Genomic DNA, 25,901 nt, shown 5'->3' on the forward strand with positions numbered 1-25,901 from the left:
GAGCGTACCGGCACGCGCCGGTTTTCTTTGACCTTGCTTATGCTCAAATTGAGCATAAATGGAAGCCGGCGACGGCGGGGAGATCAGGATGCAACAGGTGCAAGGTGCGACCGCCGCAAAGGCGCGGGCTGGCAGTGCCGCCGAGCGATACGGAATTCTGGAGCGCCCGGACCTCTCCTTCACCCCGGCCGTGGCCAAGGAAACCGAGCATCTCTACGAGCGCGTGAAGAGCTTCATCCCGGCCATCGAATGGCCGGTCTTCGCGCCCTATATCCACGCCATCAACCGGCTGAAGAAGGAACGCGGCGCGGTCATTCTCGCGCACAACTACCAGACGCCGGAAATCTTCCACTGCGTCGCCGACATCAAGGGCGATTCGCTGCAACTCGCCCGCGACGCGACCCGCGTCGATGCCGAGATCATCATCCAGTGCGGCGTCCACTTCATGGCGGAGACGTCGAAGCTGCTCAATCCCGAAAAGACGGTGCTGATCCCGGACGGCCGGGCAGGGTGCTCGCTGTCGGAATCGATCACCGGCGACGACGTGCGGGCGCTGAAGGCGCGCTATCCGGGCGTCCCGGTCGTGACCTACGTCAACACTTCGGCCGACGTGAAGGCGGAAACCGACATCTGCTGCACCTCCTCGAATGCGGTCGCCGTCGTCGACAGCCTCGAATCGGACACGGTGCTCTGCATCCCGGACGAATACCTGGCGATGAACGTCGCCAAGAAGACGAAAAAGAAGATCCTCACCTGGCAGGGCCACTGCGAAGTGCACGAGCGCTTCACCGCCGAGGAATTGCTCGAGTACAAGGCCGCCGATCCGTCGATCGAGATCGTCGCCCATCCGGAATGCCATCCGAGCGTGCTTGCGGTCTCCGATTATGCGGGCTCGACCTCGGGCATGATCGACTACGTCAAGACGAAGCGCCCCGGCCGCGTGCTGCTGGTCACCGAATGCTCGATGGCCTCCAACATCCAGGCGGAGGTGAAGGACGTCGACTTCGTCAAGCCGTGCAACCTCTGTCCGCACATGAAGCGGATCACGCTGCCGAAGATCCTCGACAGCCTGCTCTTCATGACCGAGGAAGTCACCGTCGACCCGGCGATCGCCGGCCGTGCCCGGCTCGCCGTCGAGCGGATGATCAACCTGAAGCAATAGCAGTACCCGCAAGATCGGCCCGGAGCCGGGGGAGACCAGTCAGATGCCCACCAATATCGAATCCATCCGGCCGCAGTCGTGGCAGGGCATTGACGACATCGTGATCGTCGGGGGCGGGCTTGCCGGCCTGTTCTGCGCGCTGAAGCTTGCTCCGCGTCCCGTGACCGTGCTGGCCGCCGCGCCGATCGGCTACGGCGCCTCCTCCGCCTGGGCGCAAGGCGGCATCGCCGCGGCGATGAGCCCCGGCGACACGGTCGAGAAGCACCTTGCCGATACGCTCGCCGCCGGTGCCGGCATCGTCGACGAGAAGATCGCCCGGCTGATGATCTCGGAAGGGCCGGATCGCATCCGCGACCTTCTTTCCTACGGCGTTCCCTTCGATCGCGACCTCGAAGGCCAGCTCCTGCTCTCGCGGGAGGCTGCCCATTCCGAGCGCCGCATCGTGCGGGTGAAGGGCGACCAGGCCGGCAAGGCGATCATGGAAGCGCTGATCGCCGCCGTCCGCAAGACCCCCTCGATTCGCGTCATGGAAGGCTATGTCGTCGAGGAGCTGGTCGTCGAAGGTCGCTTCGTCTCTGGCGTCATCGCAAGGCCCGACGCTGGCAAGTCCAAGACCCGCGTCGCCTTCCCGGCGCGCGCAGTGGTGATGTGCTCCGGCGGCGTCGGCCATCTCTACCAGGTGACGACCAATCCGGCGGAGGCGCGCGGCGCCGGCCTCGGCATGGCGGCGAAGGCCGGCGCGATGATCGCCGACCCGGAATTCGTGCAGTTCCATCCGACGGCGATCGATATCGGCCGCGATCCCGCGCCGCTCGCGACCGAGGCGCTGCGTGGCGACGGCGCGATCCTCGTCAACGCCGCCGGCCATCGTTTCATGACCGACCTGCATCCCGATGCTGAGCTCGCCCCGCGTGACGTCGTCGCCCGCGGCGTCTTCGCCGAGGTGAAGGCGAGCCGCGGCGCGTTCCTCGACTGCACCAAGGCAGTCGGCGCGCATTTCCGCGAGCGCTTCCCGACCGTCTACGCCTCCTGCATGGAAGCCGGCATCGACCCGGTCACCCAGCCGATCCCGGTGGTTCCGGCCGTGCACTACCACATGGGCGGCGTGCTGGTGGATGCCGACGGCAAGACGACCGTCGACGGGCTTTGGGCGGCGGGCGAGGTGACCTCGACCGGCGTGCACGGCGCGAACCGGCTTGCATCCAACTCGTTGCTGGAGGCCGTGGTCTTCGCAGCGCGCATCGCCGAGAACATCAAGGGCATGCTGCCTGAGTCGACGCTCTACGAATGGCCGAAGAACGCCGGCGAGAATGACGAACTCGTGACGCTCGAAGACAGCCCGCAGCTTGCCGAACTGCGCCGGCGCATGTCGGCGGAGGCCGGCGTCATCCGCACAGGCGATGGACTGAAAGACCTCATCCGCGACATCGCAAGGCTGGAGCGCGAGAACACCCGCATCCGCTTTTCCAACATGGTGGCCGCGGCAAAGCTCATCGCGACCGCCGCCTATCGCCGTCAGGAGAGCCGCGGCGGGCATTTCCGCGCCGACCGCCCCGATACGATCGAGAGCTGGCGCCACCGCACCTTCATGACGCTGAAGGACGCCGAACAGACGGCCGCCGAGATTGTCGGATAACGCAGAGCGAAGGGGAGTGCCGACCATGACCGCAGAAACCTTCCGGCCCGTCCTTCCGGCGCTGATGATCGAGGACCAGGTGAAGGCGGCGCTCGTCGAGGACCTCGGCCGCGCCGGCGACATCACTACCTATGCGACGATCGCGCCGGAGCGCGTCGCGACGGCCGAGATGAACAGCCGCGAGGAGGGCGTCGTCGCCGGCATCGAGCTTGCCCGTGCGGCCTTCCGCATCGTCGATCCCGCCGTCGTCTTCGAGGCGATTGCCGCAGACGGCGACCGGGTCGGTCCCGGAACGCCGATCGCCCGGGTGAATGGTTCGGCCCGTTCGCTGCTGTCGGCGGAGCGCGTCGCGCTCAATTTCCTCATGCATCTCTCGGGCGTTGCCTCGTATACGGCGCGCTTCGCCGACGAGATCGCCCATACGCGCGCAAGAGTCACATGTACCCGCAAGACGTTGCCGGGGCTGCGGGCGGTGGAAAAATACGCCGTCCGGCTCGGCGGCGGCTCGAACCACCGCTTCGGGCTCGACGACGCGATCCTCATCAAGGACAATCACATCGCCGTCTGCGGAGGCGTGGCCGAGGCGGTGCGCGCGGCCCGCGCCTACGCCGGCCATCTGGTCAAGGTCGAGGTGGAGGTCGATACGCTCGAGCAGATGCGCGAGGCGCTGACGGCGGAACCGGACGCGATCCTGCTCGACAACATGGGGCCGGAGACGCTGCGGCAAGCGGTGGCGATCAACCGGACCCACAGCGGTCTCGACGAGGCTGGCTATTGGGCTGCGGGCCGCCGGGTGATGCTGGAGGCCTCGGGCAACGTCAATCTCTCGACCATCCGGGCGATCGCCGAGACCGGCGTCGACCATATCTCGACCTCGAAGATCACCATGGCCGCGCCGACACTCGATATCGGGCTGGACGTCACGATCGCCTGAGGCCGGTTGCGAACAGCGCGGCGACGGCTCAGTTCTCGTCGGCCGGGCGTTCGGGCGGCGCGATCTGCGGCGGCGTGCCGCGAAGCGTGACCTGCGGCAGCGGGATCGAAATTCCGTTTTCGTCGAAGGACTTCTTCACCTTCTTGATCATCTCGCGCGAGGTCGGCCAGAAGTCCGAAGCACTCGTCCAGTACCGCATGGTGAGGACGACCGCGCCTTCGGTCAGCTGGTCGACATGGGTCGCGACCGGCGGGTCCTTGAAGACGCGCGGATCGGATTCGGCGTGGTCGCGCATGATCCCTTCGGCGAGATCGATGTCGTCGTCATAGCCGATGCCGATCTTGAACTCGAAGCGGCGTGTGGCCTCGCGGCTGAAATTGGTGATCGGCACGTTCCAGAGAGTGGAATTCGGCGCGAGCCGGTAGAGCCCGTCCGGTGTGCGCAGTTCCGTCGCGAAAAGGCCGATCTCGACGATCGTGCCGGAGATCGTGCCCGTGTCGATATATTCCCCGACACGGAAGGGCCGGAGCACGAGCAGCATGATCCCGGCGGCGATGTTCTGCAGCGTGCCCTGGAGCGCCAGCCCGATGGCGAGGCCCGCGGCGCCGAGCGCGGCGATGATCGAGGCGGTCTGCACTCCGAACTGCGCAAGCACGGTGACGAAGACGAGGAGCAGCGCGCCGTAACGCACGACATTGGCGAAAAAGCGGGCGAGCGTCTCGTCGACGCCGCGCACCTGCAGGAGACCCCTGTGAGTCCAGCGGCTAAGTTGTCGCGAGAGCCACCAGCCGAGGAACAGGAGGAGAAGCGCCGCGACGATGGAGAAGGAGTATTGCACGGCGAGCCGGCTCGCCTGCGCCAGCGCCGCCTGCGTCGCGAGTACGGCTTCGTTCGTTTGCAGCTCCATGCGCGGTGCTCCCTTGCCGTTGGTCTGAACGGCTACATGGGGCACGCGCTGGCGAGGTCAACCGGTGCTTCGTCCTCCGACCTTGAGGCCGGGAGCGGGGCGTTCCTCGAGGATCTGGTGGCGGAAGCGGAAGAGGGCGGCCGGACGGCCGCCGGTCGCCGCCATGGTGCCGCCGGTCGGCTCGACCAGTTCGGCGCCCTCGACGAGCCGGCGGAAGTTCTGCTTGTGGAGATGGCGACCCGAAATCGCCTCCACCGTCGCCTGCAATTCGGTGAGGGTAAATTCCGGCGGCATCAGTTCGAAGACGACCGGGCGGTACTTGAGCTTGCCGCGAAGCCTTGCGATCGCCGTCGCCATGATGCGGCGATGGTCGAAGCGCATCGGCACGCCGAGCCGGGCGGCCAGTCCCGTATGCCAGACGCGGCCGTCGGCCACCGCTTCGTCGATGAGGCCGGCCTCGTAGAGCAGCTCGTAGCGTTCCAGCACCCGCTCCTCGTCGAACGGGAAATCGTCGAGCCCGAAGGCGAGCTTGATGCGCGAGCGGCGCGACAGCCGGGCGGCACCCGCGGCGTCGCCGCTGGCCTCCTCAGCCCATTGCCGCAGCGCCGGCAGGATGACCTGGTCGAGGAGGACCGGGCGCCCCTGACGCCAGTCCTCCCAGGGAAGATAGCTGTACCAGTCGCGCCAGTGCACGCCGGCCGCGGACAAGGCCGGCGTCCGTTCCGGGTCCATGCGTGTCAGCGCCAGATAGCCGACGGAAACGAGATGCGGGCCGGTATCGCCGGGCATCTTGTGCCGGCCGCGGTCGCCGAAGGTGTAGAGCTGTTCGATATAGCCCATGTGGAGCGCGGTCCGTGCCTCCACGGCGACGCGCAGCGACATTTCCATGGTGCGGCGCGCCGGGTCGAACGGCCCGAACGGCAGGCTTTCGAGTTCGCTCGCCGGATCGCTGACGACGAGGATCTGCGGATTGCTGCCGGAAACCGCGACGATCGCCGCGTCGAGGCTGATCTCGATCGGCGAACCTGACCCCGCCGTCATGACAGAAGTTCTCCGGCTGGCGAGAGCGGCAGAACGAAGGGCGCGTTTCCATCGGCATCCGCGCCGCGGCCGATCGCCTTCACCGCCGCGACGAGCCGTCCGCCGCGCCCGAGCAGCCGGTCGCCAATCTCGACGATCCGGGCGTTCGGCGTCGCATAGGGCGAGACCTGCCGGAGCCGCGCGGCGAGGCCCACCTCGTCGTCGTCGGGCCGAACCGCGAGGCTTGCGACGAGCGCTGCCGCCGGCGAGCGCGACACCCCCATCCAGCAATGAACGACGAGGGGCGCGGCCTGGTCCCAGCTTCGGGCGAAATCGATGATCTGCGCGACGTGGACCTCCTGCGGCGCGACGAGATCGCCGGTGCCGGCGAAATTGATGTCGTTGACGCCGAGCTTCAGGTGCCGCGCCGGATCGATCACGCCGGGCCGATGGAAATCCTGCCCTTCCGCGAGCAGGCTGATCATTTCCCGCGCCTTGTGGCGAACGGCCATTTCCGCGATGCGGGCAAGGGGGGATACGACGATGGCGCTCACGGTGCCGCCTTCCTCGCTTGTGCCCGTGCAGCTTCGATCGCCTCGAAGCGCTCGACGAAACGCCGTTGGGCTTCGAAGGCGGGGAGCGGCGCGACCATCAGCGTGGTGCGGTCGAAGCCGCGCGGCTGGCCGAAGAATTTCCGCGCCTCCGCCGGCGCGAAGCCGGCGAGTTCGGTCGCCTCGAAATAGGCGGCGATCCGGTCCGCCTTCTTGATCTCGTCCTTGAGGTCACGCGACGGGTGCGGCGGCAGGCCGAAGCGCAGGTGGACGGCCGCCTCGAGCCGCTTCTCGACCACCTTGTAGTCACCGCCGACGACCGCCTTGAAGGGCGAGATCATGTCGCCGATCACATATTCGGGCGCGTCGTGCAGCAGCGCCATCTGCAGGTCGTCGGCACTCGCCTTCGGATGGCTGCGGCGGAAGATCTCCTCGACGACAAGGCTGTGCTGGGCGACGGAAAAGGCGTGATCGCCGGAGGTCTGCCCGTTCCAGCGGGCGACGCGGGCAAGGCCGTGGGCGATGTCGGTGATCTCGACATCGAGCGGCGAGGGGTCGAGCAGGTCGAGCCGCCGGCCGGAGAGCATCCGCTGCCAGGCCCGCGATTTCATCTGCGTGAGCGGCGGCACCGGTCAGGCCTCCTGGGCGACCGTCGGGAAGTCGAGACCCGACCACGCCGGAAGGCTGACGTTGACGGCGGCCTCGCCCGCGAGCACAGGTACGCCCGTCGCCATCGCTTCGCCGACGCGGTCGATGCGGACGATCGCGAGGCCGCGCGCTCCGCGGACGGAGCCGAGCGCACCGACGGGCTTTCCGCCGGCAGTGATTTCCGTGCCCATTGTCGGCAGTGCCGTCTGTCCGTCGACAATGACGATGCGCCGGCGTGCCGTTCCGCGATGCTGCATCCGCGAGACGACCTCCTGGCCGACATAGCAACCTTTCTTGAAGCCGACGCCACTGTTGCGGTCCATCAGGACATCGTGCGGAAAGGCGTCCTGGAGCGCGAAGTCGGTGCCCGATTCGGCGATGCCCGCAGCGATGCGGAGATCGAGGTAGGCGCCGTCGTCCTCCCCGGCGTGCCGGCCCGGCCGGCGGCCGAGCATCGTCCCGGCAATCGCAAACCGCTTGTCGACGAGGGCGGTGTTGCATTCTTCGCCCCAGAACACGGTGACGCCGGCTTCCGGCTCGACCGCGATGGTGACTGCCGCGCGGAGCTTGTACATGGTGAGCCGCTTGACGAGGTCGGCCTGCTGGCCGGTCGTGGTTTCGAGGAGGAAACTGTCACCGTCGCGCGAAATCAGGAAATCGAAGAGGATCTTGCCCTGCGGCGTCAGAAGCGCGCCGGGCCAGGCTTCGCCGGCAGGCAGCGCCGCCACGTCGGTCGTGACGAGGTTCTGGAGAAAGTGCTCGGCCTCCGGTCCGGAAATCCGGATCAGGGCGCGATCGGGAAGAAACGCTGCTGGCATCGTCTGCGATATTCCGAGGTTGCGATGTCAGAGAGTTAAGGTTTCGGCGGGCAAACGGCAAGGACCGGTATCAGTCGCCGGCGGTGAAGAATTTCCACTGGCCGTCCGGCGAGATGCCGACGCGGAAGAAATTGTAATTGCCGGATTCCTGCATGTCCGCGAAGTCGCCGGCGGTGACGATCCGGAAGAGTTCCACCTTCTCCGGCGGCGTCAGCGTGGCAAGCGGCTTCTCGGCGAAATAGGGCCAGACATACATCTCCTCCGGTGTACCGGCATTGACGTGGACGAATCCGGTGGAGAGAACGTCGAGCAGGATCGCGAGGATTTCAACGCCCTCGCTGTCGCCCGAAAGGCCCTTGAGCGTGGCGATCGGATCGGGATCGGCCGAATCGAGCATGACCTGCGTCTGGTTCGGGCCGGGATTGAGAAGGGGCTTGAGCCGCTCGATGTCGCCGGATGCGGCTGCCTCGATGATCAGTTGCCGCAGCTTGCGCACCGGCTCCGGTGCCTTCTCGATATCATAAATGACTTCGGGCGGCGGCCCTTGTTCCTCGGGAGCGTCTTCGGTGCCGTCCGTCGTGTCCGCCTTGTTATCCTGCGTGCTGATCAGCGGGTCGGGGTCCGGGATGCCCGTGACGCTGCCGGAGGGCGGCTCGGTCCCGGGTGCGTCCTCGACCGTGGGGGCGGGGTTCTGCGCCGGCTGTCCGCCGATCTGCTTCAGCTCGGAAAGCGCGGCCGCACTTCCGACGGTTCCGATGAGCGTCACACCGGCGAGAAGGGTAATCGCCAGACGGCGCAAATCGCGATGCCGGCCGGCCGGGGCGGACACCTTTCCCATAGCCGTCCCTCTTCGTCGATTACTGGATGTTGCGCGCCGGGGAGAACTCGCCTGCGACCATGCGGGCCTTGAGCTGCTCGAGGATGGCCTCGGCGCCTTCCTCACCGTGAATGCGAATCGTCTCGCGCATGGCGAGCGCGAAGGCCGCGTCGGCGATGATTTCCGGCTCGATGCCGTCGGCCATGCCGTCCGCCCAGGCTTCGTTCTGATACTCGAGGGCGACCTGCATCTTCTCGTGAACGATCATGTCGTCGATGTCGTTGCGGCGCGGTTCCATGATACTCATCCTCGATGCGGTCAGTTCTTACTCACGTGTTAACAACACTAGCAGCCTTTTCCTGAAACGACACGGGGTCGTGTCGAAACAGGTTAATTATTCGCTAATTTCCGTAACGGGTTGCTATTTCCGTGGCAAGTGTTGCGCCTTCGGCACGGTAGCGTTCCGCAGCGGTGACGGCCGAAGGCGTGCAGGTCGTATAGACCGATGCGAAGGAGCGATAGCCGCGATTGTAGGCCGCAACCATGCGTTCGCGGCGTTTCGGCTCGCCCGCCGTCTCCGTTTCCAGCAGCTTTTCCATCTGCCGGCGCCATTCCGGTTCGCTGGAGCCGCTGCAGAGACTTCGAAGATACTGGACGGCGCCGATGACCTCCGAAAGGCGAATCAGTTGGGTGTCGTAGGGGGCGGGCTTCTCCTGCGGTTCCACCGGTGGTGGCGGTGCATCCTGCGCCGCGGCGGGCAGGGTGCCGAGCAAGGCGGCGAGAAGGGCGACCGCCATGGCGGCGGAGACGCGCGGGCGCGCGTTGATGTCAGCGCTCATCACGGGCACGCGCCAGCCTTTCGAAGCAGTCGATGATACTCGGCGGCACGGGCAGTCTGGCAATCTCGTCGGGCCGGAACCAGCCGAGGTCGGAGGCATCGTCGGCGGCGAACGCCTCCGTGTCTCCCTCCACATCGACCAGGAAGACCGAGAGCAGGAAGCCGCCGCCGCCGCTCTCCGCCTCGGCCGCGAGCTCGTAACGGTGAAAGAGCCGCGGGTTCTCGCCGCGCAGGCCCGTCTCCTCCTGCAGTTCGCGCAGCGCCGTTTCGGCGGGCGTTTCGCCCGGTTCGGCCCTGCCGCCCGGAAAGGCGTAGAGGTCGGCGGCGGGTGGATTGAGCCGGCGCACCAGGAGGAAGCGGCCATCGCGCTCCACGATTGCCGACGAGGCTGAGGCAACGGACGTGTTGGTCATGCTCATGAATATAGGTCGTCCTCCCTGCACGAGGTGCCGTCCGTCGAAGCGGCGTCGCCTGACCGAGTATTGCTGTATCCGGCGGCCGGTTGCAACGCCCCGCCGCCTTCTCCTTGACCCGCCGCGGCGGCGGTGCCATCAATCCGCGCATGTGCGGACGCTTTTCCCTGTCGGTGATGCCCGAAGAGGTGCGGGACGCGCTCGGGCTCTTCGAGCTCGACGCGTTTCCGGCGCGCTACAACATCGCACCCACCCAGCCGATCCTCGTGGTGATCCAGTCGGAGCGCCGCGAGCCGGGCAGCAACATGCCGGAACGCCGGGCGATGCTGGTCCGTTGGGGGCTGTTGCCGTCCTGGGTGAAGGACCCCAACGACTTTCCGCTGCTGATCAACGCTCGTTCAGAGACCGCGATCGGCAAAGCCTCCTTCAAGGCGGCCATGCGCCATCGTCGCGTGCTCGTCCCGGCCTCGGGCTTCTACGAGTGGCACCGTCCGGAAAAGGGAAGCGACGAGAAATCGCAGGCCTACTGGATCAGACCGCGCAAAGGCGGCGTCATCGCCTTCGCCGGCCTGATGGAAACATGGTCGTCACCGGACGGTTCCGAGGTCGACACCGGTGCCATCCTGACGGTCGGCTCCAACCGCTCGATCGCCCGCATTCACGACCGGATGCCGGTCGTCATCGCGCCGGAGGACTACGACCGCTGGCTGGATTGCCGGGCCTACGAGCCGCGCGAGGTCACCGACCTTCTCGCGGCACCCGCCGACGATTTCTTCGAGGCGGTTCCCGTGTCGAACCTCGTGAACAAGGTGAGCAACACGGGACCTGCAGTTCAGGCAGCCATTGCCGAGAGCCTGCCGCCGGTCGAGAAGACGGACGGCGAGGCGGGATCAGGCCAGATGTCGCTGTTCTGACCGCCGTCGACCAGCTATGCCGCCTTCTTCGAGGAATTGCGCTTCAACATCAGCGCCGCCGCGACAACGGCCTTGAGGCCGAGCGGGCGGTAGTTGCCGTCGAGATTCTGCTTCGGGGGCGCGGCCTCGGCCGCTTTCTTCCCAGTCATTTCCGTTCTCCTGAATTGCTACCAGTCCCTATGATTTTTTTATAGTTTTGCCTTAGAACTTGGTCGAAAGGACGGTCCCGGCAAATCACGTTTCGTCAACGCGGACATAATCCGAGAGCAAAGCACGTGACAGTGATTCGCTCGGATGATGGCGGGAGGCGGATAGAGACTTCAGAGACCGCGGTCAAGTTCAGCTTCGTTGCTGTCGCTGCCCTCGCCGGCATCGTCCATGACGACCAGCGTTCCGAAGCGCTTGTGCCAGGCGCGCGCGCCGAGCGGCAGCGTGAGGAGGTAGGCAACGACGGTGACCGAGAGCACTTCCCAGGTGAAGCTCATGAGAAGGGCGACGTAGAGCACGATGCCGAGCGTGACCGGAAGCACCAGGTCACGGCGGATCTTCTGCGTCTCGGACTTGCCGGACCAGACCGGCAGGCGGCTGATGAGCAAGGCGGCGATCAGAACGGTGTACCCGGCGGCGACATAGGCGACGGGCGCGGTCGGCTGCACCCCGAGAAAGCCGAGGTAGATCGGCAGGAGCACGATCAGCGCGCCGGCCGGGGCGGGGATGCCGACGAAATACTCCGACTGCCAGGGCGCCTTGTGCTCGCGCTCCGCCATGACGTTGAAGCGGGCGAGCCGCAGGCCTGCGGCGATCGCATAGATGAGTGCGGCGATCCAGCCGATGGAGCGGGCCTGGTCGAGGATGAAGACGTAGAGCACGAGCGCGGGTGCAACGCCGAAATTGACGATGTCGGCAAGCGAGTCCATCTGGGCGCCGAATTTCGACGTCGCCTTCATCATCCGCGCCACACGTCCGTCGATGCCGTCGATGAACGCGGCCGCGAGCACCAACGTCACCGCGAGTTCGTAGCGGTTCTCGAAGGCGAGCCGGATGCCGGTGAGGCCGGAACAGATCGCAAGCACGGTGATGAGATTCGGCACGATGAGGCGCAGCGGGATTTCCCGGAGCCTCGGGCCACGCGCACCGTCATGGCTGTTCCTCGGTTCGCTCGGCGGTACTTGCGCTTCCATCTCGCCCTCCTTGCCTCCGCGATCAGCTGCGGCGGCTGATGACGGGACCCTTGGCGGAGCCGAATTCGGCGATCACCGTCTCGCCGGCGACCGCCGTCTGGCCGAGTGCCACGCGCGGTTCGGCGCCGGCCGGCAGGAAGACGTCGAGGCGGGAGCCGAAGCGGATGAGGCCGAAGCGCTCGCCGGCGTTGAGCGTTTCGTTCGGGTTGGTCCAGCAGACGATGCGGCGGGCAACGAGACCGGCGATCTGCACGACGCCGATATTGCCGTGCGTGGTTTCGATCACCAGGCCGTTGCGCTCGTTCTCCTGGCTTGCCTTGTCGAGCTCGGCATTGAGGAAGGAGCCTTCGCGATAGGCAATGTTGGTGATGCGACCGCGGACCGGCGCGCGGTTCACATGGCAGTTGAAGACGTTCATGAAGACGGAGATGCGCAGCATCGGCTGAGTGCCGAGCTGCAGTTCCTCCGGCGGAACGACCATCTGGATCGAGGATACCTTGCCGTCGGCCGGGCTGATGACGAGATCATCGTCCTGCGGCGTCACGCGCTCCGGATCACGGAAGAAATAGGCGCACCAGACGGTCAGCACCATACCGACCCAGAACAGCGGCTCGGAGATCCAGCCGAGAACCAGGGAACCGGCAAAGAAGGCGGCGACAAAGGGGTAGCCCTCCTTGTGAATCGGAACAATGGTGTTGCGGATGGTGTCGAGCAAGTTCATGGGGATCGTCTCCTCGCGGGAAAATCAGGCCTGCTGACTAGCGCGAAAGCCGGCCTGGGGCAATGGCGCCGGCTCAAAAGACCGGACGCGCGGCAATCTGTATCATTCGCGGATAACGGCGTCCGCGACTTGCCAAGTGTCATGCACCAAGCATCAACGGTTATTCCTTAATATCGGTGCCGGATCGTCGGATGCAAGAACGTATCCGGCGGCTCGTCACTGCGCCTTCTACTTGGGAATTGTACCTTATGCAGGGGTCCTACAGCACCGTGGGGGTGAATGCACGGCAGGAAGCCTCCCCGCTTTACTGGCTCTCCACGGAGGAGGGGTCGGTCCCACCCGAACTGGAAGAACTCGGGCTCCGACAGGACAGGCCTGTCGGGGTAGGAGCGATGATCTGCTTCGTGCCGCTCGGCGCCGGTCCTGCCGTGTCGAGGGCCGTCGCTGTCCGAAAGGTCCTCGGTCCGGACCACTACCTGATCGGTGTCGCCGACCCGGCGACCGGCGAGACCCGTGCGCAGAACATCCTGCAGGCGGGGTTCGACGATGTCCTGCTGCTCGGCCGCCCCGGCGATGTCGCCCTTTGCGTCGCGCGTGCCCGCGCCGCGCTTTCGCGACGGCTGCAGATGCGGCGGGAGCAGGCGCAGGTCGAACTGGAGCGCGATTATCTGCAGGCCTGCATCGACAGCCTGCCGACACCGATCTTCTTCAAGAACGCCGAGGGCATCTATGTCGGCTGCAACAAGGCCTTCGAGGGATTCATCGGGCTGCCGGCGGAGAAGGTGATCGGAAGCTCCGTCTATGAAGTGGCTCCGGAGGATCTGGCGCGCCGCTACCAGCAGGCGGATGACGCGCTTCTGGCCCGCGGCGGCGAGCAGGTCTACGAATGCGAGGTGCGCTATGCCGACGGCTCGCTCCATCACGTCGCCTTCCACAAGGCGGTAATCGCGTCGGAGGACGGACGCCTTCGCGGGATTGCCGGGGCCATGCTCGACATCACCGACCGCAAGAACCTCGAAGGCCGGCTGATCGACGCTGCCGCACGTGATCCTTTGACCAATGCCTACAACCGCCGCAAGTTCTTCGAGATCGCCACGGAAGCGATCGATCTCGCCCGCAGGGAAGGGCAGCCGGTCTCCGTCGCGGTCATCGACGTCGACCGCTTCAAGTCGATCAACGACCAGTTCGGCCATGCGGAGGGCGACCGGGTGCTGTGTGCGACCGCGGCCCTGCTCGAAAGCGCCGTAAGCGAGGGCATCACGGTGGCACGGGCCGGCGGCGAGGAGTTTTATGCGCTGTTTCCCGGCCTTGCCCTGATGCAGGCGGCGGAGATTGCCGAAGCCATGCGCCGGCAGGTGTCGGATGCCGGCCTCGTTCCGGCGTTCGACGAGACGACCGGAACGCTCAGCATCGGCGTCGCGGAGCTCGATCCGTTGCGCGGCACCCTCTGGGATGCCCTGATGGAGGCCGACGAGGCGCTGTACCGGGCGAAGCGCACCGGGCGCAACCGCATTTGCATCGCCATGCGGCAGTCGGGCTACGCGAGCGCAGGCTGACGGCGGTCAGACCGCCGGCGTGCGGCGGACGACGACGCCCATGTCGTCGCTCTCGCGGACCTGGCGCAGATGTTCCTCCGCCTGCGTCGCTTCCCGCTGGCGGTTCCACATCGAGGCATAGAGCCCGTTCATGGCCAGCAACTCGCTGTGGGTTCCCCGTTCGGCGATCTCGCCGCCCTTGAGCACGATGATCTCGTCGGCACCGATGACGGTGGAGAGCCGGTGGGCGATGACCAGCGTCGTGCGGTTCTTCGAAACGACGTCGAGCGCAGTCTGGATCTCCTGCTCGGTGGTGGTGTCGAGCGCCGACGTCGCCTCGTCGAGAATGAGGATCGGCGGCGCCTTCAGTACCGTTCGGGCGATCGCCACGCGCTGCTTCTCCCCGCCCGAGAGCTTCAGCCCGCGTTCGCCGACCTTGGTCTGGAAGCCGTCCGGCAGGTCGCCGATGAAGCGGGCGATCTGGGCGACTTCCGCCGCGGCCTGGATTTCCGCGTCGGTGGCGGAGGGCCGGCCGTAGCGGATGTTGTAGGCGATGGTGTCGTTGAAGAGCACGGTATCCTGCGGCACCATGCCGATCGCCGAGCGCAGGCTCTTCTGCGTCACCTCGCGGACATCCTGTCCGTCGACGGTGATCGAACCTTTCTGGATGTCGTAGAAGCGGTAGAGCAGGCGTGAAATCGTCGACTTGCCGGCACCTGACGGGCCGACGACGGCGACCGTCTTGCCGGCCGGCACCTCGAAGGAGATACCCTTCAGGATCGGCCGTTGCGGGTCGTAGGCGAAATGCACGTCCTTGAAGCTGATGGCGCCCTTTGCGATCGCGAGGTCGGGGGCGCCCGGCTTGTCGGTCACCTCAGGGGCGACTTCGAGGAGGTCGAACATCTGCTCGATATCGGTGAGGCCCTGGCGGATTTCGCGGTAGACGAAGCCGATGAAATTGAGCGGCATGGCGAGCTGCAGCAGCATGGCGTTGACGAAGACGAAGTCGCCGATCGTCTGCTCGCCACGCTGGACGGCAAGTGCCGACATCACCATCATGACGGTCGTGCCGAGGCCGAAGATCGCCGTCTGGCCGAAGTTCAGCCAGCCGAGCGAGGTCCAGACTTCGGTCGCCGCCTTCTCGTAGCGCTCCATCGACTTGTCGTAGCGCTTGGCTTCCATCTCCTCGTTGCCGAAATACTTGACGGTCTCGAAGTTGAGGAGCGAGTCGATCGCCTTGGTATTGGCCTCCGTGTCGCTGTCGTTCATCGACCGGCGGATGCCGATGCGCCAGTCGCTCGCCTTGATGGTGAACCAGATGTACGCCCAGACGGTGATGGCGGTGACGGCGAGATACGAGAAGCCGTAGCCCCACCAGAAGATCACCGCCGTCAGCAGGAATTCGAGCAGGGTCGGCACGGAGTTGAGGATCGTGAAGCGGACGATCGTCTCGATGCCCTTCGTGCCGCGTTCGATGATGCGCGAGAGGCCGCCGGTCTTGCGCTCCAGATGGAAGCGGAGAGAGAGCTGGTGGATATGGACGAAGGTGCGGTAGGCGAGCTGGCGCACCGCATACTGGCCGACGCTGGCAAAGAGCGCGTCACGCAGTTGGTTGAGGCCGACCTGGGCGATGCGGGTGAGATTGTAGAGGATGACCAGCGCGACGGCGCCGAGCAGGAAGGCGGGCAGCAACCCGACCATGTCGAGCCGGCCGTTCAGCGCGTCGGTCGCCCATTTGAAGAAATAGGGAACGAGAAGCAGGATGAACTTCGAGACGACGAGGAAGACGGTCGCCCAGACGACGCGGGCCTTGAGGTCCGGCCGCCCAGTCGGCCACATGTACGGCCAGAGGTTGACCAGCGTTTCAAGCGGATTGGAGGCGTCCGCCGACACCGTCTTCTTCTTCGTCATGTTGTCTGCCCCTCGCGTCAACCGTCCTCAGATGAAATCGGCGGCCTCTCGGAGGCCGCCGACTTTCGCCACATAGGGCTTCGAATATGCGCGTGCAATGGCGGACCCCGAAACTTTTGAAAGGGCCTGCCGCCGCATCCGTCAGTCGATCGTCTCGCCCTTCAGCCGCCTGCGATGCAGCTCCTCCGCATTCGGAAGCGCATCATGCGGCACCTGGAAGACCTGGCCCGGCTCGATGAGGTCCGGGTTGCTGATCTTGTTGGCGTTGGCGAGATAGATCGTCGTGTAGCGGACGCCGAGACCGTAGACGCGGCGCGAGATCTGCCAGAGCGTGTCGCCGCGGCGGATGATGACCGTGTTCTTGCTCTCGGTGAGCGGCGCCTGCTCGATGGTTTTCGGCGCATCGGCGGCCGTTTCCGTCGGAGCCTGTGCCGGTTCGGCTGCCGGGGCAGGCGCCTTTGGCTCGGCGGCCGGTGCGGTGCTTGCGTCAGGCGAGGGCTGCGCCGCCGGCTTTTCCGCAGTCGTTTGCGCTTCGGCGACCGCTGCCGCCGGCAGCGGCTCAAGAACGGCGTTGATCAGTTCGGCGATCTTCGGCAGCCCGTCGCGGACCGCATCTGCATCGGCCGCAAGCGCCTTCAGCGCTTCGAGCGCGTTGCGCGCGCGCGCCGCCGTCTGCGTTACAAACTGGGCATAGTCGGAATCGACGCCCGCGCCAAGGCGATAGTCGATGATCGACTGGAGGCCGATCTCGGTCGCCGAACGGGCGGCGGCAAGTTCCTCGGCCGCTGGCTTCTTGCCGTCGGCAAAGAGCCCCTGGAGGATGCCGAAGGCCTTGCCGACCGAACCCCGCATGGTTTCGAAGGTTGCGCGGTCGAGCGGCACCATGGCCTCCGGCTGACCGGCTCCGGCCGTTTTCGACTGTGCGACCACGGCGACCTGGTGTCCTTCGGGGCGATTGAACGGCACGGAGGCGCGGACCAGTACCTTGCCCTGTGCGTCGAGCAGTTCTGCCCGGATCGTGTGATCCCCGACTGCAAGGGCGATCGTGCCTTCGATGACGAAGTGCCCGGTATTGTCAGCCGTTGCCGCGCCGATCAGCGTGTCGTCCGCCCAGGCGCGAACCGCGCTGCCCGGTGCAGCCGTGCCGGCGACGAAGATCCGGTCGCCTTCGATCTCGACGGCGCTGACCTGGACTTCGGGAGCCGGTGCCGGCTTGGCGGCCTCGGTGGGCTGCGGTGCCGTCGCAGCATCCTGCGGCGCTGTTGCAGCTTGCGGTGTTTCGGCCGTCTGCGCCGCCGGCGCCTTGTCGGCCGGAACGCGCGCCTTCTTGTCGGCCTGGTTGACGGTTTCCGGCGCGGTGATCACGCGGCTCGCCTCACCCGGCTTGGTAACCATGGCGAGCAGGTTGCCGTTGCCGTTCTCCGGAATGGAAATCGTCGCGACCTCTTCCGAGGTGACGGGCTTGCCGTCCTTGCCGGTGACGCGCAACTGCAGCGAATGGTCGCCGGGCGAAAGCGGCTTGTCGAGGATGACGGCGAAGTCGCCGCTGATGCCTACTTCGGTCTGGAAGATCACGGTGTCGCCGTCCAGAATCTCAAGTTTGGAGCCGGGTTCGGCATTGCCGGCGATGACGGCGGAGCCGTCAGGCTCGACGCGCAGCACGTCGAAGCGCGGGATGATCGGGCCGGTCACCGGTGCATTGGCCGCAGCCGGCTGCTCCGTCGCTGCCGGGGCTGCAGCCTGCGGAGCTGTCGCCTCCGGCGCCGTCTCCGCTTTGCCAGCGAGCGCATCGACGACCTTCCCGATCGCAGCACCCGCAGCGGCCGGGTCGGAGGGCAGGGCCTTGAGGAGGGCGAGTGCCTTTTCGGCACTGCTGCGTGCGGCCGTCATCGTTTCCTTGAGGCTGGCTTCGAGCGCCTCGGGGACGTCGAGGGTGGCGAGAGCGGTAAGCGCCTTTTCCGCTTCCGCCCTCGCGCCGGCATAGGCTTCCGGCGCCGGGACCTTGCCCTCGGCAAAGAGGGAGACCAGAGCCTGGGCCGCTTTCTCGGCATCGGCCTTCAGGCGCCCCATCTTCTCGCTTGCCACCGTCGCGACATCTTCCGCAGGTTTGGCGGGCTCGCTCGCAGGCGTTTTCGCAGCATCGCCGCTTGCAGTCGTCGTCTGAGCATTGTCCTTCCCGTCGTCCGAAATTCTCGGCATGACGAAGAACACCATCAGGATCGTCGCAATCGCGAGCACCAGCAAGGCCAGCAAGCCGGCACGATTTTTCATCATAGTCACTCTCCGGGCGGAAAGGCCGCCATATCCCTTGGAATTGCTAGCCTTATCTCGCCGCTTTCACAAGCTTTCTCAACGGTTGGCGGCCTTGCGCCGACAGCTTTTTCGTCAATTCGGTTGACCTTGCCGGCGCATGATTGTCTTTCTTCCTTCATGAGCGAAAACATGAATACGATTCGATCCGTCTGCGTCTATTGCGGCTCCCAGCCGGGGCGCGATCCAGACCACATTGCCGCCGGTCGCGCGCTCGGCCGGTCGATAGCCGCGCACGGGCTGCGCCTCGTTTACGGCGGCGGCACCCGCGGCATCATGGGAGCGGTTGCGAGCGGCGTGCTGTCGAACGGCGGACAGGTCACCGGCATCATCCCCGAATTCCTGGTGGACATGGAAGCGACGCGCCATTCCCTCGGTCAGCTCAACGAGCTGATCGTCACCGAGGACATGCATGCCCGCAAGCACAAGATGTTCGAGCGCGCCGACGCCTTCATCACGCTACCGGGCGGCATCGGCACGCTGGAGGAGATCGTCGAGATCATGACCTGGGCGCAGCTCGGCCGTCACGAGAAGCCGATGGTCTTCGCCAACATCAACGGTTTCTGGAACCCGATGCTGGAACTGCTCCGCCACATGCGCGAGCAGGGTTTCATCCACACCGCCGAGAGAGTGCAGCCGCTCGTCATCGACAATGTCGAGGACATTATCCCGGCGATCCTCGAGAAGGTCGAGGGTGCGCGTGACCTCGACGGCGCCGACGAGGTCATCACGAAGCTCTGATCCTGGCCGTTACTGCTTGCGATACTGCCTCAGCATCGGCCAGACGAAGATGCCGAGCGCCAGCCAGATCAGCGGGAAGGCGATCATCTTGGCGGTGCCGAAGGGCTCCTTGAAGACGAAGACCGCGATCAGGAAGATCATCGTCGGCGGCAGGTACTGCATGATGCCGATGGTCGACAGACGCAAGAGCTTGGCGCCGTTCGCATAAAATAGCAGCGGCACGGCGGTCACGACGCCGGTGCCGAGTAACAGCATGGCGTCGGTCGCGCCCGTCGAGAAGAAGTGGCCGTGGCCCGTTGCGCCGAGATAGGCGACATAGCCGAGCGCGGGTACGCTGAGCAGCAACACCTCGAGGAGAAAGCCCTGGTTCGGTCCGATCGGCAGGGTCTTGCGGAAGAAGGCATAGAAGCCCCAGGAGAAGGTGAGGCCGAGCGCCACCCAGGGCAGTCCGCCGGCGTCGTAGGTCAGCACTGCGACGGCGATTGCGGCAAGCGTGATCGCCACCTTCTGCGCCGCCGCGAGCTTCTCCTTCAACAGCACTGCGCCGAGGAAGATCGAGAAGAGCGGGTTGATGAAGTAGCCGAGCGCGGTATCGAGCGCGCGGCCCGCGCCGATCGCCCAGACATAGATGCCCCAGTTGACGCTGATGAGCAGGGCGGTGACGGCGGCCATGCCGAGCATCCGCGGATTGCGAATCGCCACCTTCAGGTCGTCCGTGCGCCGGAGGATCAGGAGCACGCCGCCGGCGATCGGGATCGACCAGAGAATGCGGTGGGCGATGACCTCTGTCGGCGGAATGTGCGCGACCGCCTTCATGTAGAACGGCAGGAATCCCCAGAGCATGTAAGCGGCGAGCGCGAAAGCGAAGCCGCGCGCGCTGTCTTCGTTCTTGACCTCGACTGCGGTGTCGGTCGCCATGGCGTTTCCATCCTCTTTTGTTTTAGGGGCTTGCGATACTCCATGCGTCACGAATGGACAAATTCATTCCGGTGAAGCGTCGGTGACCGGAATTGAACGACCGATCTCGCACCGCGAGGCGTGTCGCGGCGCGTCGTCACCCGGAAAATGTCCAAGGCGGACCTATTCCGCCGCGATCTTGCCGGCCAGCTGGCGGTTCTTCATCAGCTTGTAGACGATCGAATCCATCAGCGCCTGGAAGGAGGCGTCGATGATGTTCTCCGACACGCCGACCGTCCACCAGCGCACGCCCGTCGCATCGCCGGATTCGATGAGCACCCGGGTGATCGCCTCCGTGCCGCCGTTCAGGATACGCACCTTGTAGTCGGTGAGCTCGAGGTCGCCGATCTCGGCCTGGTACTTGCCGAGGTCCTTGCGCAGCGCGATGTCGAGCGCATTGACCGGGCCGTCGCCTTCTGCGACCGACATCACCCGCTCGCCGTCGATGGCGAGCTTCACGACGGCCTCAGATACGGTCTTCAGGTGGCCGTTGGCGTCGAAGCGGCGCTCGACCATCACCCGGAAGCCGTCGATCGAGAAGAAGTCCGGAACCGTGCCGAGCGTGCGGTGGGCGAGCAGCTCGAAGCTCGCATCCGCGCCCTCGTAGGCGTAGCCGGTCGCCTCGCGTTCCTTGACGATCGAGATCAGCCGGTCGAGGCGCGGATCGTCCTTCTCGACTGCGATGCCGCGGCGCTTCAGCTCGTTGATGAAATTCGCCTTGCCGCCCTGATCGGAGACCATGACCTTGCGGAAATTGCCGACGCTCGCCGGATCGACGTGCTCGTAGGTGCGCGGGTCCTTGAGCAGTGCGGAGGCGTGGATGCCGGCCTTCGTAGCGAAGGCCGAGGCGCCGACATAGGGCGCCTGATGCTCCGGCGAGCGGTTCAACAGCTCGTCGAAGGCGTGCGAGAGCCGGGTGAGGCCGGCGAGCTTCTCGCGGTCGATCGCCGTCTCGAAGCGTTCGGCATAGGTCTCCTTGAGACAGAGCGTCGGGATGAGCGTCACGAGATTGGCGTTGCCGCAACGTTCGCCGATGCCGTTCAGCGTTCCCTGGATCTGCCGCGCGCCGGCCTCGATCGCCGCAAGCGAATTGGCGACCGCCTGTCCGGTGTCGTTGTGGGCGTGGATGCCGAGCGCGCTACCCGGCACGCCGGCGGCGATGACGGCCGCGACGATCGCGCCGACTTCCGGTGGCTGCGTGCCGCCATTGGTGTCGCAGAGCACGACCCAGCGCGCGCCTGCCTCATAGGCAGTCCTGGCACAGGCGACGGCATAGTCCGGATTGGCCTTGTAGCCGTCGAAGAAATGTTCGCAGTCGACCATGGCGGCCTTGCCGGCGGCGATCGCCGCTTCGACGCTCTCGCGGATGCTGTCGAGGTTCTCCTCGTTGGAGCAGCCGAGTGCCACCTTGACGTGGTAGTCCCAGCTCTTCGCGACGAAGCAGACGGCGTCGCTCTTCGCCTGCAGGAGCTGGGCAAGCCCCGGATCGTTGGAGGCGGAAACGCCCGCCCGCTTGGTCATGCCGAAGGCGACGAAGGAGGCCCGGTTCGTGCGCTTCTGAGCGAAGAAGGCGGTGTCCGTCGGGTTGGCGCCCGGATAGCCGCCCTCGACATAGTCGAAGCCGAAGTCGTCGAGCATCGCGGCGATGGCGATCTTGTCCTCGACGGAAAAGTCGATGCCCGGCGTCTGCTGTCCGTCGCGGAGCGTCGTGTCGAAGAGGTAGATCTTTTCGCGTGTCATGCTGCTATCCTCATGCAGTTCTTCGTCTGGAGGGTGTTACCCCCGCTGTCGCTTCGCGACAGGCATTGTCATTTTTTCCCCGCAAACCGGTCGGTCGCGCGGATCAGCTGGTCGAGGATGCCGGGTTCCAGATAGGCGTGACCCGCGCCCTCGATCAGGTGGAAATCCGCCTTCGGCCAGGCCTTGTGGAGTTGCCAGGCGTATTTCGCCGGGCAGGGCATGTCGTAGCGGCCGTGAATGATGACGCCGGGGATGTCCTTGAGCTTCACCGCGTCGCGCAGCAACTGCCCTTCCTCCAGCCAGCCGGCATGGACGAAGAAATGGTTCTCGATGCGGGCGAAGGCGAGCGCGAATTCCGGGTCGTAGAAATGGTCGGAATAGTCCGGGTTCGGCAGGAGCGTGATCGTCTCGCCCTCCCAGGAACTCCAGGCGACGGCGCAGCGCAATTGCTCTTCACGATTGGTGCCGGTGAGCCGCCGGCGATAGGCGGCCATCATCTCGTGGCGCTCGTTCTCCGGGATCGGCGCCTGGAAGCGCTCCCACTTGTCGGGGAACATTTCCGAGACGCCGAACTGGTAGTACCAGTCGAGCTCGGCTTTGGTCAGCGTATAGACGCCGCGCAGCACCAGTTCGGAGACGCGTTCCGGATGCGTCTCGGCATAGGCGAGCGCCAGCGTCGAGCCCCAGGAGCCGCCGAAGACCAGCCATTTTTCGACGCCCATCATCTCGCGCAGCCGTTCGATGTCGGCGACGAGATGCCAGGTGGTGTTCGCCTCGATGGAAGCGTTTGGCGTCGACTTGCCGCAGCCGCGCTGGTCGAAGAGGATGACGTCGTAGAGCGCCGGATCGAAGAGGCGCCGCTGCGTCGGACTGATCGCGCCGCCCGGGCCGCCATGCAGGAAGACGGCCGGCTTGGCGCCCTTCGTGCCGACGCGCTCCCAGTAGACGCTGTGGCCGTCGCCGACATCGAGGAAACCGGTCTCGTAGGGTTCGATCTCGGGATAGAAGCCGCGCAGTTCGTTGGTCATGATCGGTCCTCTCGGGGCGGCCACGCCGCCGTATCGTGGTCGGGATGCTGGTGATTGCTGCGGTTGACGGACGCCGTTCCTCCGGGCAGGTCCGAACGGTCGGTCTCGCGCTCCGGCAGGCCGAAGAGCCGGTCGAAATAGGAAACCCTCGATTCGGCCCCGTCCTGCGATACCGGCGCGCAGGCCTCGGGATCATCGAGGCTGCCGATGGTGACACTGATATACGGCGAACTGGCGGTCTTGAAGAGAAGCGGCGTGCCGCATTTCGCGCAGAAGCCGCGGCCGCAGGGATCGGAGGAGCGGAACCAGCTCGGCTCGCCGCGGGTCAAGAGGAAATCCTCGTTGCGGGTTCCGGCGAAGGCCATGAAGAAATTCCCGCCGGCCTTCTGGCACATGCGGCAATGGCAGATATGCGGGTAGCCGAGCTCGCCGGCGATCTTGTAACGGATTGCGCCGCACTGGCAGCCGCCGGAATGGACCTCGCGGATGCTCATGCCTTGTCCTCCTCGGGCGGCCAGACGGCCGTGTCGTGGTCGGGATGCTGGAAGGAAACGACGGCGGCGAAGCCTTCCTCCATTGCCGGGCTGCTATAGGCCGGCTTCTCGAACAGATGGTCGATCCACGGCAGGCGCTTGTCGTGGTTCACCTGCACCTGCGGTTCGAGAAGCTCCGGATGGTCGAAGACGCCGATCGCAAGTTCGATCTCCTCGCCCTGCTGGTAGGTGAGCGGCGTGCCGCACTTGTTGCAGAAGCCGCGCTTTACCTTGGCGGAAGAACGGAAGAGCGTCGGCTGTCCGCGCGTCCAGGTCAGATGCGCGTGGTCGCCGGTCACGAAGGCACCGAAGAAGCTGCCGAAGTGCTTCTGGCACATGCGGCAATGGCAGATCGACGGCCGTCCGAGCTTTTCGGCCCGGAACCTGACCGCTCCGCACTGGCATCCGCCGGTGAATACGCCTTCCATAAACGCCTCCAAGGGTTCTATTTCAACATGACGTAGGCGACCACCGCGACGGTGACGACGAGGACGAGAACGCCCTTGCCGATCAGCCCGTAGAGCAGCCATTTCGGCATTTCCGTGCCCGGTTTCTTCTCGGTCATTGCTTGTCCTCCGGCCACGTCTCTGTGTCCCGATCCGGGTGTTGGAACGAGACGAGCTTTTCCAGGAATGGCGCGTTGTCGAGATCGTCCAGCGTCGAAAGTGCCGGCAGTTCATGCAGCCGGCCGAAGAAGCCGAGCTTCGCCTCGACGCCGTACTGCACCGTCGGCGGCACGGCGGCCGGATCGTCGAAGGCACCAGCTGCGACCGCCATTCCGTCCGGCGCCTCGTAGGTCAGCGGCGTGCCGCAGTCGCCGCAGAAACCGCGGAGGACGAAATTCGACGAGCGAAACTTTTTCGGCGCGCCGCGGGTCCATTCAAAATCCGTCCCGCGCACCGAAACGAGCGGCGCGAAATAGCTGCCGAACGCCTTCTGGCACATGCGGCAGTGGCAGATCGAAGCATCCTTCGGCGCGCCGCGAACGCGAAAGCGCACCGCGCCGCACTGGCATCCGCCGGTATGGGTGTCAGTCATGACATTCCTCCGGTGTCTCTGGGCTCCGGGATATCGAGCGCCGGGACAGTCATCCTACCGCCTGACCTCCCATGTGGTCACCCGCTCGCCGGTCACCGGGTCCTTGCCGTCCTTGAGCTGGATGCCCTTGGTGGCGAGGTCGTCGCGGATCTTGTCGGCCTCGGCGAAGTTCTTGGCCTTCAGCATTTCGAGGCGCATGTCGACGAGAGCCTGGACGGCGGAGGAAAGCTCCTTGCCGATCTCGGCCTTCTTCGGGGCCACGCCGAGCAGTTCTGCGCTCGCCACGAAGGCGGACAGCTTCGCCGGGTCGGCATTGGCGGCCGTCGCGAGCGCGTGCAGCGTCTGGACTGCCGCGACGGTGTTGAGATCGTCGCCGAGCGCCTCGACAACGACGGGATCTGGACGCGCATCGCCCGCGTCGCCCGCCGGCCATTTGGCGAGCAGCCGCTCGGCCTCCTCAAGCCGCTTCACCGAAAAGTCGATCGGCTCGCGATAGTGCGTCATCAGCATGGCGAGCCGCAGCACTTCGCCCGGCCATTTGCGGCCGCCGAATTTCTCCGTCTCCAGCAACTCGTTGATGGTGACGAAGTTGCCCTCCGACTTCGACATCTTGCGCCCTTCGACCTGCAGGAAGCCGTTGTGCATCCAGACATTCGCCATCACATGGGTGTTGTAGGCGCAGCAGGACTGGGCGATCTCGTTCTCGTGGTGGGGGAAGATGAGGTCGAGGCCGCCGCCGTGGATGTCGAACTGGTGCGGCTTCGCCTTGCCCTTCGGCGACAGCCGGTCGCGGGCCTCCTGCCAGAGATAGCGGTCCGACATCGCCGAGCATTCGATATGCCAGCCGGGACGGCCGTAGATAGAGACGGCGCTGCCGGCGACGGTGAAGGCGGCGGCCCAGCCGGGCTCGGTCGCAGCCGATTCCTTCCAGAGCACGAAGTCGGCCGGATTGCGCTTGTGCGCCTCGACGGCGATGCGCGCGCCCGCCTGCTGGTCCTCGAGCCTGCGCCTGGAAAGCTGGCCGTAATCCGGCATCGAGGCGGTCGAGAACAGCACTTCCTGGCCTTCCGCACCTTCCGCCACATAGGCGTGGCCGGCGTCGAGCAGCCGCTGGATGATCTCGATCATCTGCGGGATGTTGTCGGTCGCCCGCGGCTCGACGGTGGGCGAGAGCGTGCCGAGGGCCGCCACGTCCTTGTGAAACTGGCTCTCGGTCTTTTCGGTGACGGCGCGGATCGCCTCGTTGAGGCTCATCGAGCCGTCGGCGATCCGGCCGCCGAAGTCGCGCAGCGCGCGGGCGTTGATCTTGTCGTCGACGTCGGTGATGTTGCGCACGTAGGTCACGTGCCCTTCGCCGTAGACGTGCCGGAGCAGCCGGTAGAGGACGTCGAAGACGATCACCGGGCGCGCATTGCCGATATGGGCGAAGTCATAGACAGTGGGGCCGCAGACATACATGCGCACGTTCGTCGGGTCGATCGGCTCGAAATCGACCTTCTCGCGCGTCAGTGTATTGTAAAGCTTGAGGCTGCCCGCCATTCCTGTCTC

Annotated in this window: 27 protein-coding genes; 6 read left to right on the top strand and 21 right to left on the bottom strand. The window is 65.7% G+C overall.

Annotation, left to right across the window (positions count from 1 at the left end):
• Positions 1-88: 88 nt before the first annotated feature.
• Genes nadA through nadC form a run of 3 tightly spaced genes read left to right on the top strand, consistent with a single transcriptional unit; the run spans position 89 to position 3,732 of the window.
• Positions 89-1,162 carry a quinolinate synthase NadA gene (nadA, locus tag ACM6UT_RS03775; RefSeq protein ID WP_416796041.1) on the top strand — a complete coding sequence of 358 codons (1,074 nt, stop codon included), beginning with the start codon at positions 89-91 and terminating at the stop codon, positions 1,160-1,162.
• A 43-nt stretch (positions 1,163-1,205) separates the two neighbouring features.
• A complete protein-coding gene (locus tag ACM6UT_RS03780) occupies positions 1,206-2,798 on the top strand; it encodes an L-aspartate oxidase (RefSeq protein ID WP_416796042.1) in 1,593 nt (530 codons plus the stop codon).
• Between the two features lie 25 nt (positions 2,799-2,823).
• Positions 2,824-3,732: a carboxylating nicotinate-nucleotide diphosphorylase gene (gene nadC / locus ACM6UT_RS03785; RefSeq protein ID WP_416796043.1), complete on the top strand. Its 909-nt coding sequence runs from the start codon at positions 2,824-2,826 to the stop codon at positions 3,730-3,732.
• A 28-nt stretch (positions 3,733-3,760) separates the two neighbouring features.
• Here nadC and ACM6UT_RS03790 read toward each other — a convergent pair whose 3' ends face one another.
• The 9 genes from ACM6UT_RS03790 to ACM6UT_RS03830 form a co-directional block, all read right to left on the bottom strand.
• Positions 3,761-4,639 carry a mechanosensitive ion channel family protein gene (locus ACM6UT_RS03790; RefSeq protein ID WP_416796044.1) on the bottom strand — a complete coding sequence of 293 codons (879 nt, stop codon included), beginning with the start codon at positions 4,637-4,639 and terminating at the stop codon, positions 3,761-3,763.
• A gap of 57 nt (positions 4,640-4,696) precedes the next feature.
• The gene (locus ACM6UT_RS03795; RefSeq protein ID WP_416796045.1) at positions 4,697-5,680 is read right to left on the bottom strand and encodes an NUDIX hydrolase; all 984 of its coding nucleotides are present in this window, start codon (positions 5,678-5,680) and stop codon (positions 4,697-4,699) included.
• Positions 5,677-6,213 (bottom strand): tyrosine phosphatase family protein, encoded by a 537-nt coding sequence (locus ACM6UT_RS03800; RefSeq protein WP_416796046.1) that lies wholly within the window; start codon positions 6,211-6,213, stop codon positions 5,677-5,679. Before ACM6UT_RS03800 ends, ACM6UT_RS03795 begins: the two co-directional genes overlap by 4 nt.
• Entirely contained in the window at positions 6,210-6,821 is a 612-nt protein-coding gene (locus ACM6UT_RS03805; protein ID WP_416796280.1) for an HD domain-containing protein, read from the bottom strand. Before ACM6UT_RS03805 ends, ACM6UT_RS03800 begins: the two co-directional genes overlap by 4 nt.
• Positions 6,822-6,842: 21 nt before the next feature.
• Entirely contained in the window at positions 6,843-7,676 is an 834-nt protein-coding gene (gene ygfZ / locus ACM6UT_RS03810) for a CAF17-like 4Fe-4S cluster assembly/insertion protein YgfZ (protein WP_416796047.1), read from the bottom strand.
• Positions 7,677-7,746: 70 nt separating this feature from the next.
• Positions 7,747-8,514, bottom strand: a complete 768-nt coding sequence (locus ACM6UT_RS03815; RefSeq protein ID WP_416796048.1) for a hypothetical protein — start codon at positions 8,512-8,514, stop codon at positions 7,747-7,749.
• Positions 8,515-8,533: 19 nt separating this feature from the next.
• The gene (locus ACM6UT_RS03820; RefSeq protein WP_416796049.1) at positions 8,534-8,791 is read right to left on the bottom strand and encodes a hypothetical protein; all 258 of its coding nucleotides are present in this window, start codon (positions 8,789-8,791) and stop codon (positions 8,534-8,536) included.
• Between the two features lie 103 nt (positions 8,792-8,894).
• The gene (locus ACM6UT_RS03825; RefSeq protein ID WP_416796050.1) at positions 8,895-9,332 is read right to left on the bottom strand and encodes a TIGR02301 family protein; all 438 of its coding nucleotides are present in this window, start codon (positions 9,330-9,332) and stop codon (positions 8,895-8,897) included.
• Positions 9,322-9,744 (bottom strand): NUDIX hydrolase, encoded by a 423-nt coding sequence (locus ACM6UT_RS03830; RefSeq protein ID WP_416796281.1) that lies wholly within the window; start codon positions 9,742-9,744, stop codon positions 9,322-9,324. The genes ACM6UT_RS03825 and ACM6UT_RS03830 overlap by 11 nt, the downstream gene beginning before the upstream one ends.
• A 149-nt stretch (positions 9,745-9,893) precedes the next feature.
• On the opposite strand from ACM6UT_RS03830, the gene ACM6UT_RS03835 reads away from it, so the two are divergent.
• Positions 9,894-10,658: an SOS response-associated peptidase gene (locus tag ACM6UT_RS03835; RefSeq protein ID WP_416796282.1), complete on the top strand. Its 765-nt coding sequence runs from the start codon at positions 9,894-9,896 to the stop codon at positions 10,656-10,658.
• Between the two features lie 14 nt (positions 10,659-10,672).
• Here the strand turns inward: ACM6UT_RS03835 and ACM6UT_RS03840 are convergent, their stop codons facing one another.
• From ACM6UT_RS03840 to ACM6UT_RS03850, 3 genes are all read right to left on the bottom strand, one after another.
• Positions 10,673-10,807 carry a hypothetical protein gene (locus tag ACM6UT_RS03840; protein ID WP_280956477.1) on the bottom strand — a complete coding sequence of 45 codons (135 nt, stop codon included), beginning with the start codon at positions 10,805-10,807 and terminating at the stop codon, positions 10,673-10,675.
• 171 nt (positions 10,808-10,978) lie between these two features.
• Positions 10,979-11,839: a CDP-diacylglycerol--serine O-phosphatidyltransferase gene (gene pssA, locus ACM6UT_RS03845; RefSeq protein ID WP_416796051.1), complete on the bottom strand. Its 861-nt coding sequence runs from the start codon at positions 11,837-11,839 to the stop codon at positions 10,979-10,981.
• A gap of 22 nt (positions 11,840-11,861) precedes the next feature.
• Complete coding sequence (locus tag ACM6UT_RS03850; protein WP_416796052.1) at positions 11,862-12,560, bottom strand: phosphatidylserine decarboxylase; 699 nt, start codon at positions 12,558-12,560, stop codon at positions 11,862-11,864.
• A gap of 248 nt (positions 12,561-12,808) precedes the next feature.
• Between ACM6UT_RS03850 and ACM6UT_RS03855 the strand changes: the two genes are divergently transcribed.
• On the top strand, positions 12,809-14,116 hold the full coding sequence (locus ACM6UT_RS03855) for a GGDEF domain-containing protein (RefSeq protein WP_416796053.1): 1,308 nt from the start codon (positions 12,809-12,811) through the stop codon (positions 14,114-14,116).
• A gap of 6 nt (positions 14,117-14,122) precedes the next feature.
• Here ACM6UT_RS03855 and ACM6UT_RS03860 read toward each other — a convergent pair whose 3' ends face one another.
• Positions 14,123-16,006, bottom strand: coding sequence for an ABCB family ABC transporter ATP-binding protein/permease (locus ACM6UT_RS03860; protein WP_416796054.1), 1,884 nt, complete (start codon positions 16,004-16,006; stop codon positions 14,123-14,125).
• A 141-nt stretch (positions 16,007-16,147) separates the two neighbouring features.
• The gene (locus ACM6UT_RS03865; RefSeq protein WP_416796055.1) at positions 16,148-18,280 is read right to left on the bottom strand and encodes a LysM peptidoglycan-binding domain-containing protein; all 2,133 of its coding nucleotides are present in this window, start codon (positions 18,278-18,280) and stop codon (positions 16,148-16,150) included.
• A 156-nt stretch (positions 18,281-18,436) separates the two neighbouring features.
• On the opposite strand from ACM6UT_RS03865, the gene ACM6UT_RS03870 reads away from it, so the two are divergent.
• Positions 18,437-19,057, top strand: coding sequence for an LOG family protein (locus tag ACM6UT_RS03870; protein WP_416796056.1), 621 nt, complete (start codon positions 18,437-18,439; stop codon positions 19,055-19,057).
• 9 nt (positions 19,058-19,066) lie between these two features.
• On the opposite strand, the gene rarD is transcribed toward ACM6UT_RS03870, so the two are convergent.
• The 7 genes from rarD to cysS form a co-directional block, all read right to left on the bottom strand.
• On the bottom strand, positions 19,067-19,975 hold the full coding sequence (rarD, locus tag ACM6UT_RS03875) for an EamA family transporter RarD (RefSeq protein ID WP_416796057.1): 909 nt from the start codon (positions 19,973-19,975) through the stop codon (positions 19,067-19,069).
• 162 nt (positions 19,976-20,137) lie between these two features.
• Positions 20,138-21,754, bottom strand: a complete 1,617-nt coding sequence (gene cimA / locus ACM6UT_RS03880; protein ID WP_416796058.1) for a citramalate synthase — start codon at positions 21,752-21,754, stop codon at positions 20,138-20,140.
• Between the two features lie 68 nt (positions 21,755-21,822).
• The gene (gene pip / locus ACM6UT_RS03885) at positions 21,823-22,782 is read right to left on the bottom strand and encodes a prolyl aminopeptidase (RefSeq protein ID WP_416796059.1); all 960 of its coding nucleotides are present in this window, start codon (positions 22,780-22,782) and stop codon (positions 21,823-21,825) included.
• Positions 22,779-23,276, bottom strand: coding sequence for a GFA family protein (locus tag ACM6UT_RS03890; protein ID WP_416796060.1), 498 nt, complete (start codon positions 23,274-23,276; stop codon positions 22,779-22,781). Before ACM6UT_RS03890 ends, pip begins: the two co-directional genes overlap by 4 nt.
• Entirely contained in the window at positions 23,273-23,743 is a 471-nt protein-coding gene (locus ACM6UT_RS03895; RefSeq protein WP_416796061.1) for a GFA family protein, read from the bottom strand. The genes ACM6UT_RS03890 and ACM6UT_RS03895 overlap by 4 nt, the downstream gene beginning before the upstream one ends.
• A 133-nt stretch (positions 23,744-23,876) precedes the next feature.
• Positions 23,877-24,353 carry a GFA family protein gene (locus ACM6UT_RS03900; RefSeq protein ID WP_416796062.1) on the bottom strand — a complete coding sequence of 159 codons (477 nt, stop codon included), beginning with the start codon at positions 24,351-24,353 and terminating at the stop codon, positions 23,877-23,879.
• 54 nt (positions 24,354-24,407) lie between these two features.
• On the bottom strand, positions 24,408-25,892 hold the full coding sequence (cysS, locus tag ACM6UT_RS03905; protein WP_416796063.1) for a cysteine--tRNA ligase: 1,485 nt from the start codon (positions 25,890-25,892) through the stop codon (positions 24,408-24,410).
• Positions 25,893-25,901 lie beyond the last annotated feature (9 nt).

It is taken from the genome of Ciceribacter azotifigens, from assembly GCF_048159625.1.
Classification (GTDB): domain Bacteria; phylum Pseudomonadota; class Alphaproteobacteria; order Rhizobiales; family Rhizobiaceae; genus Allorhizobium; species Allorhizobium azotifigens.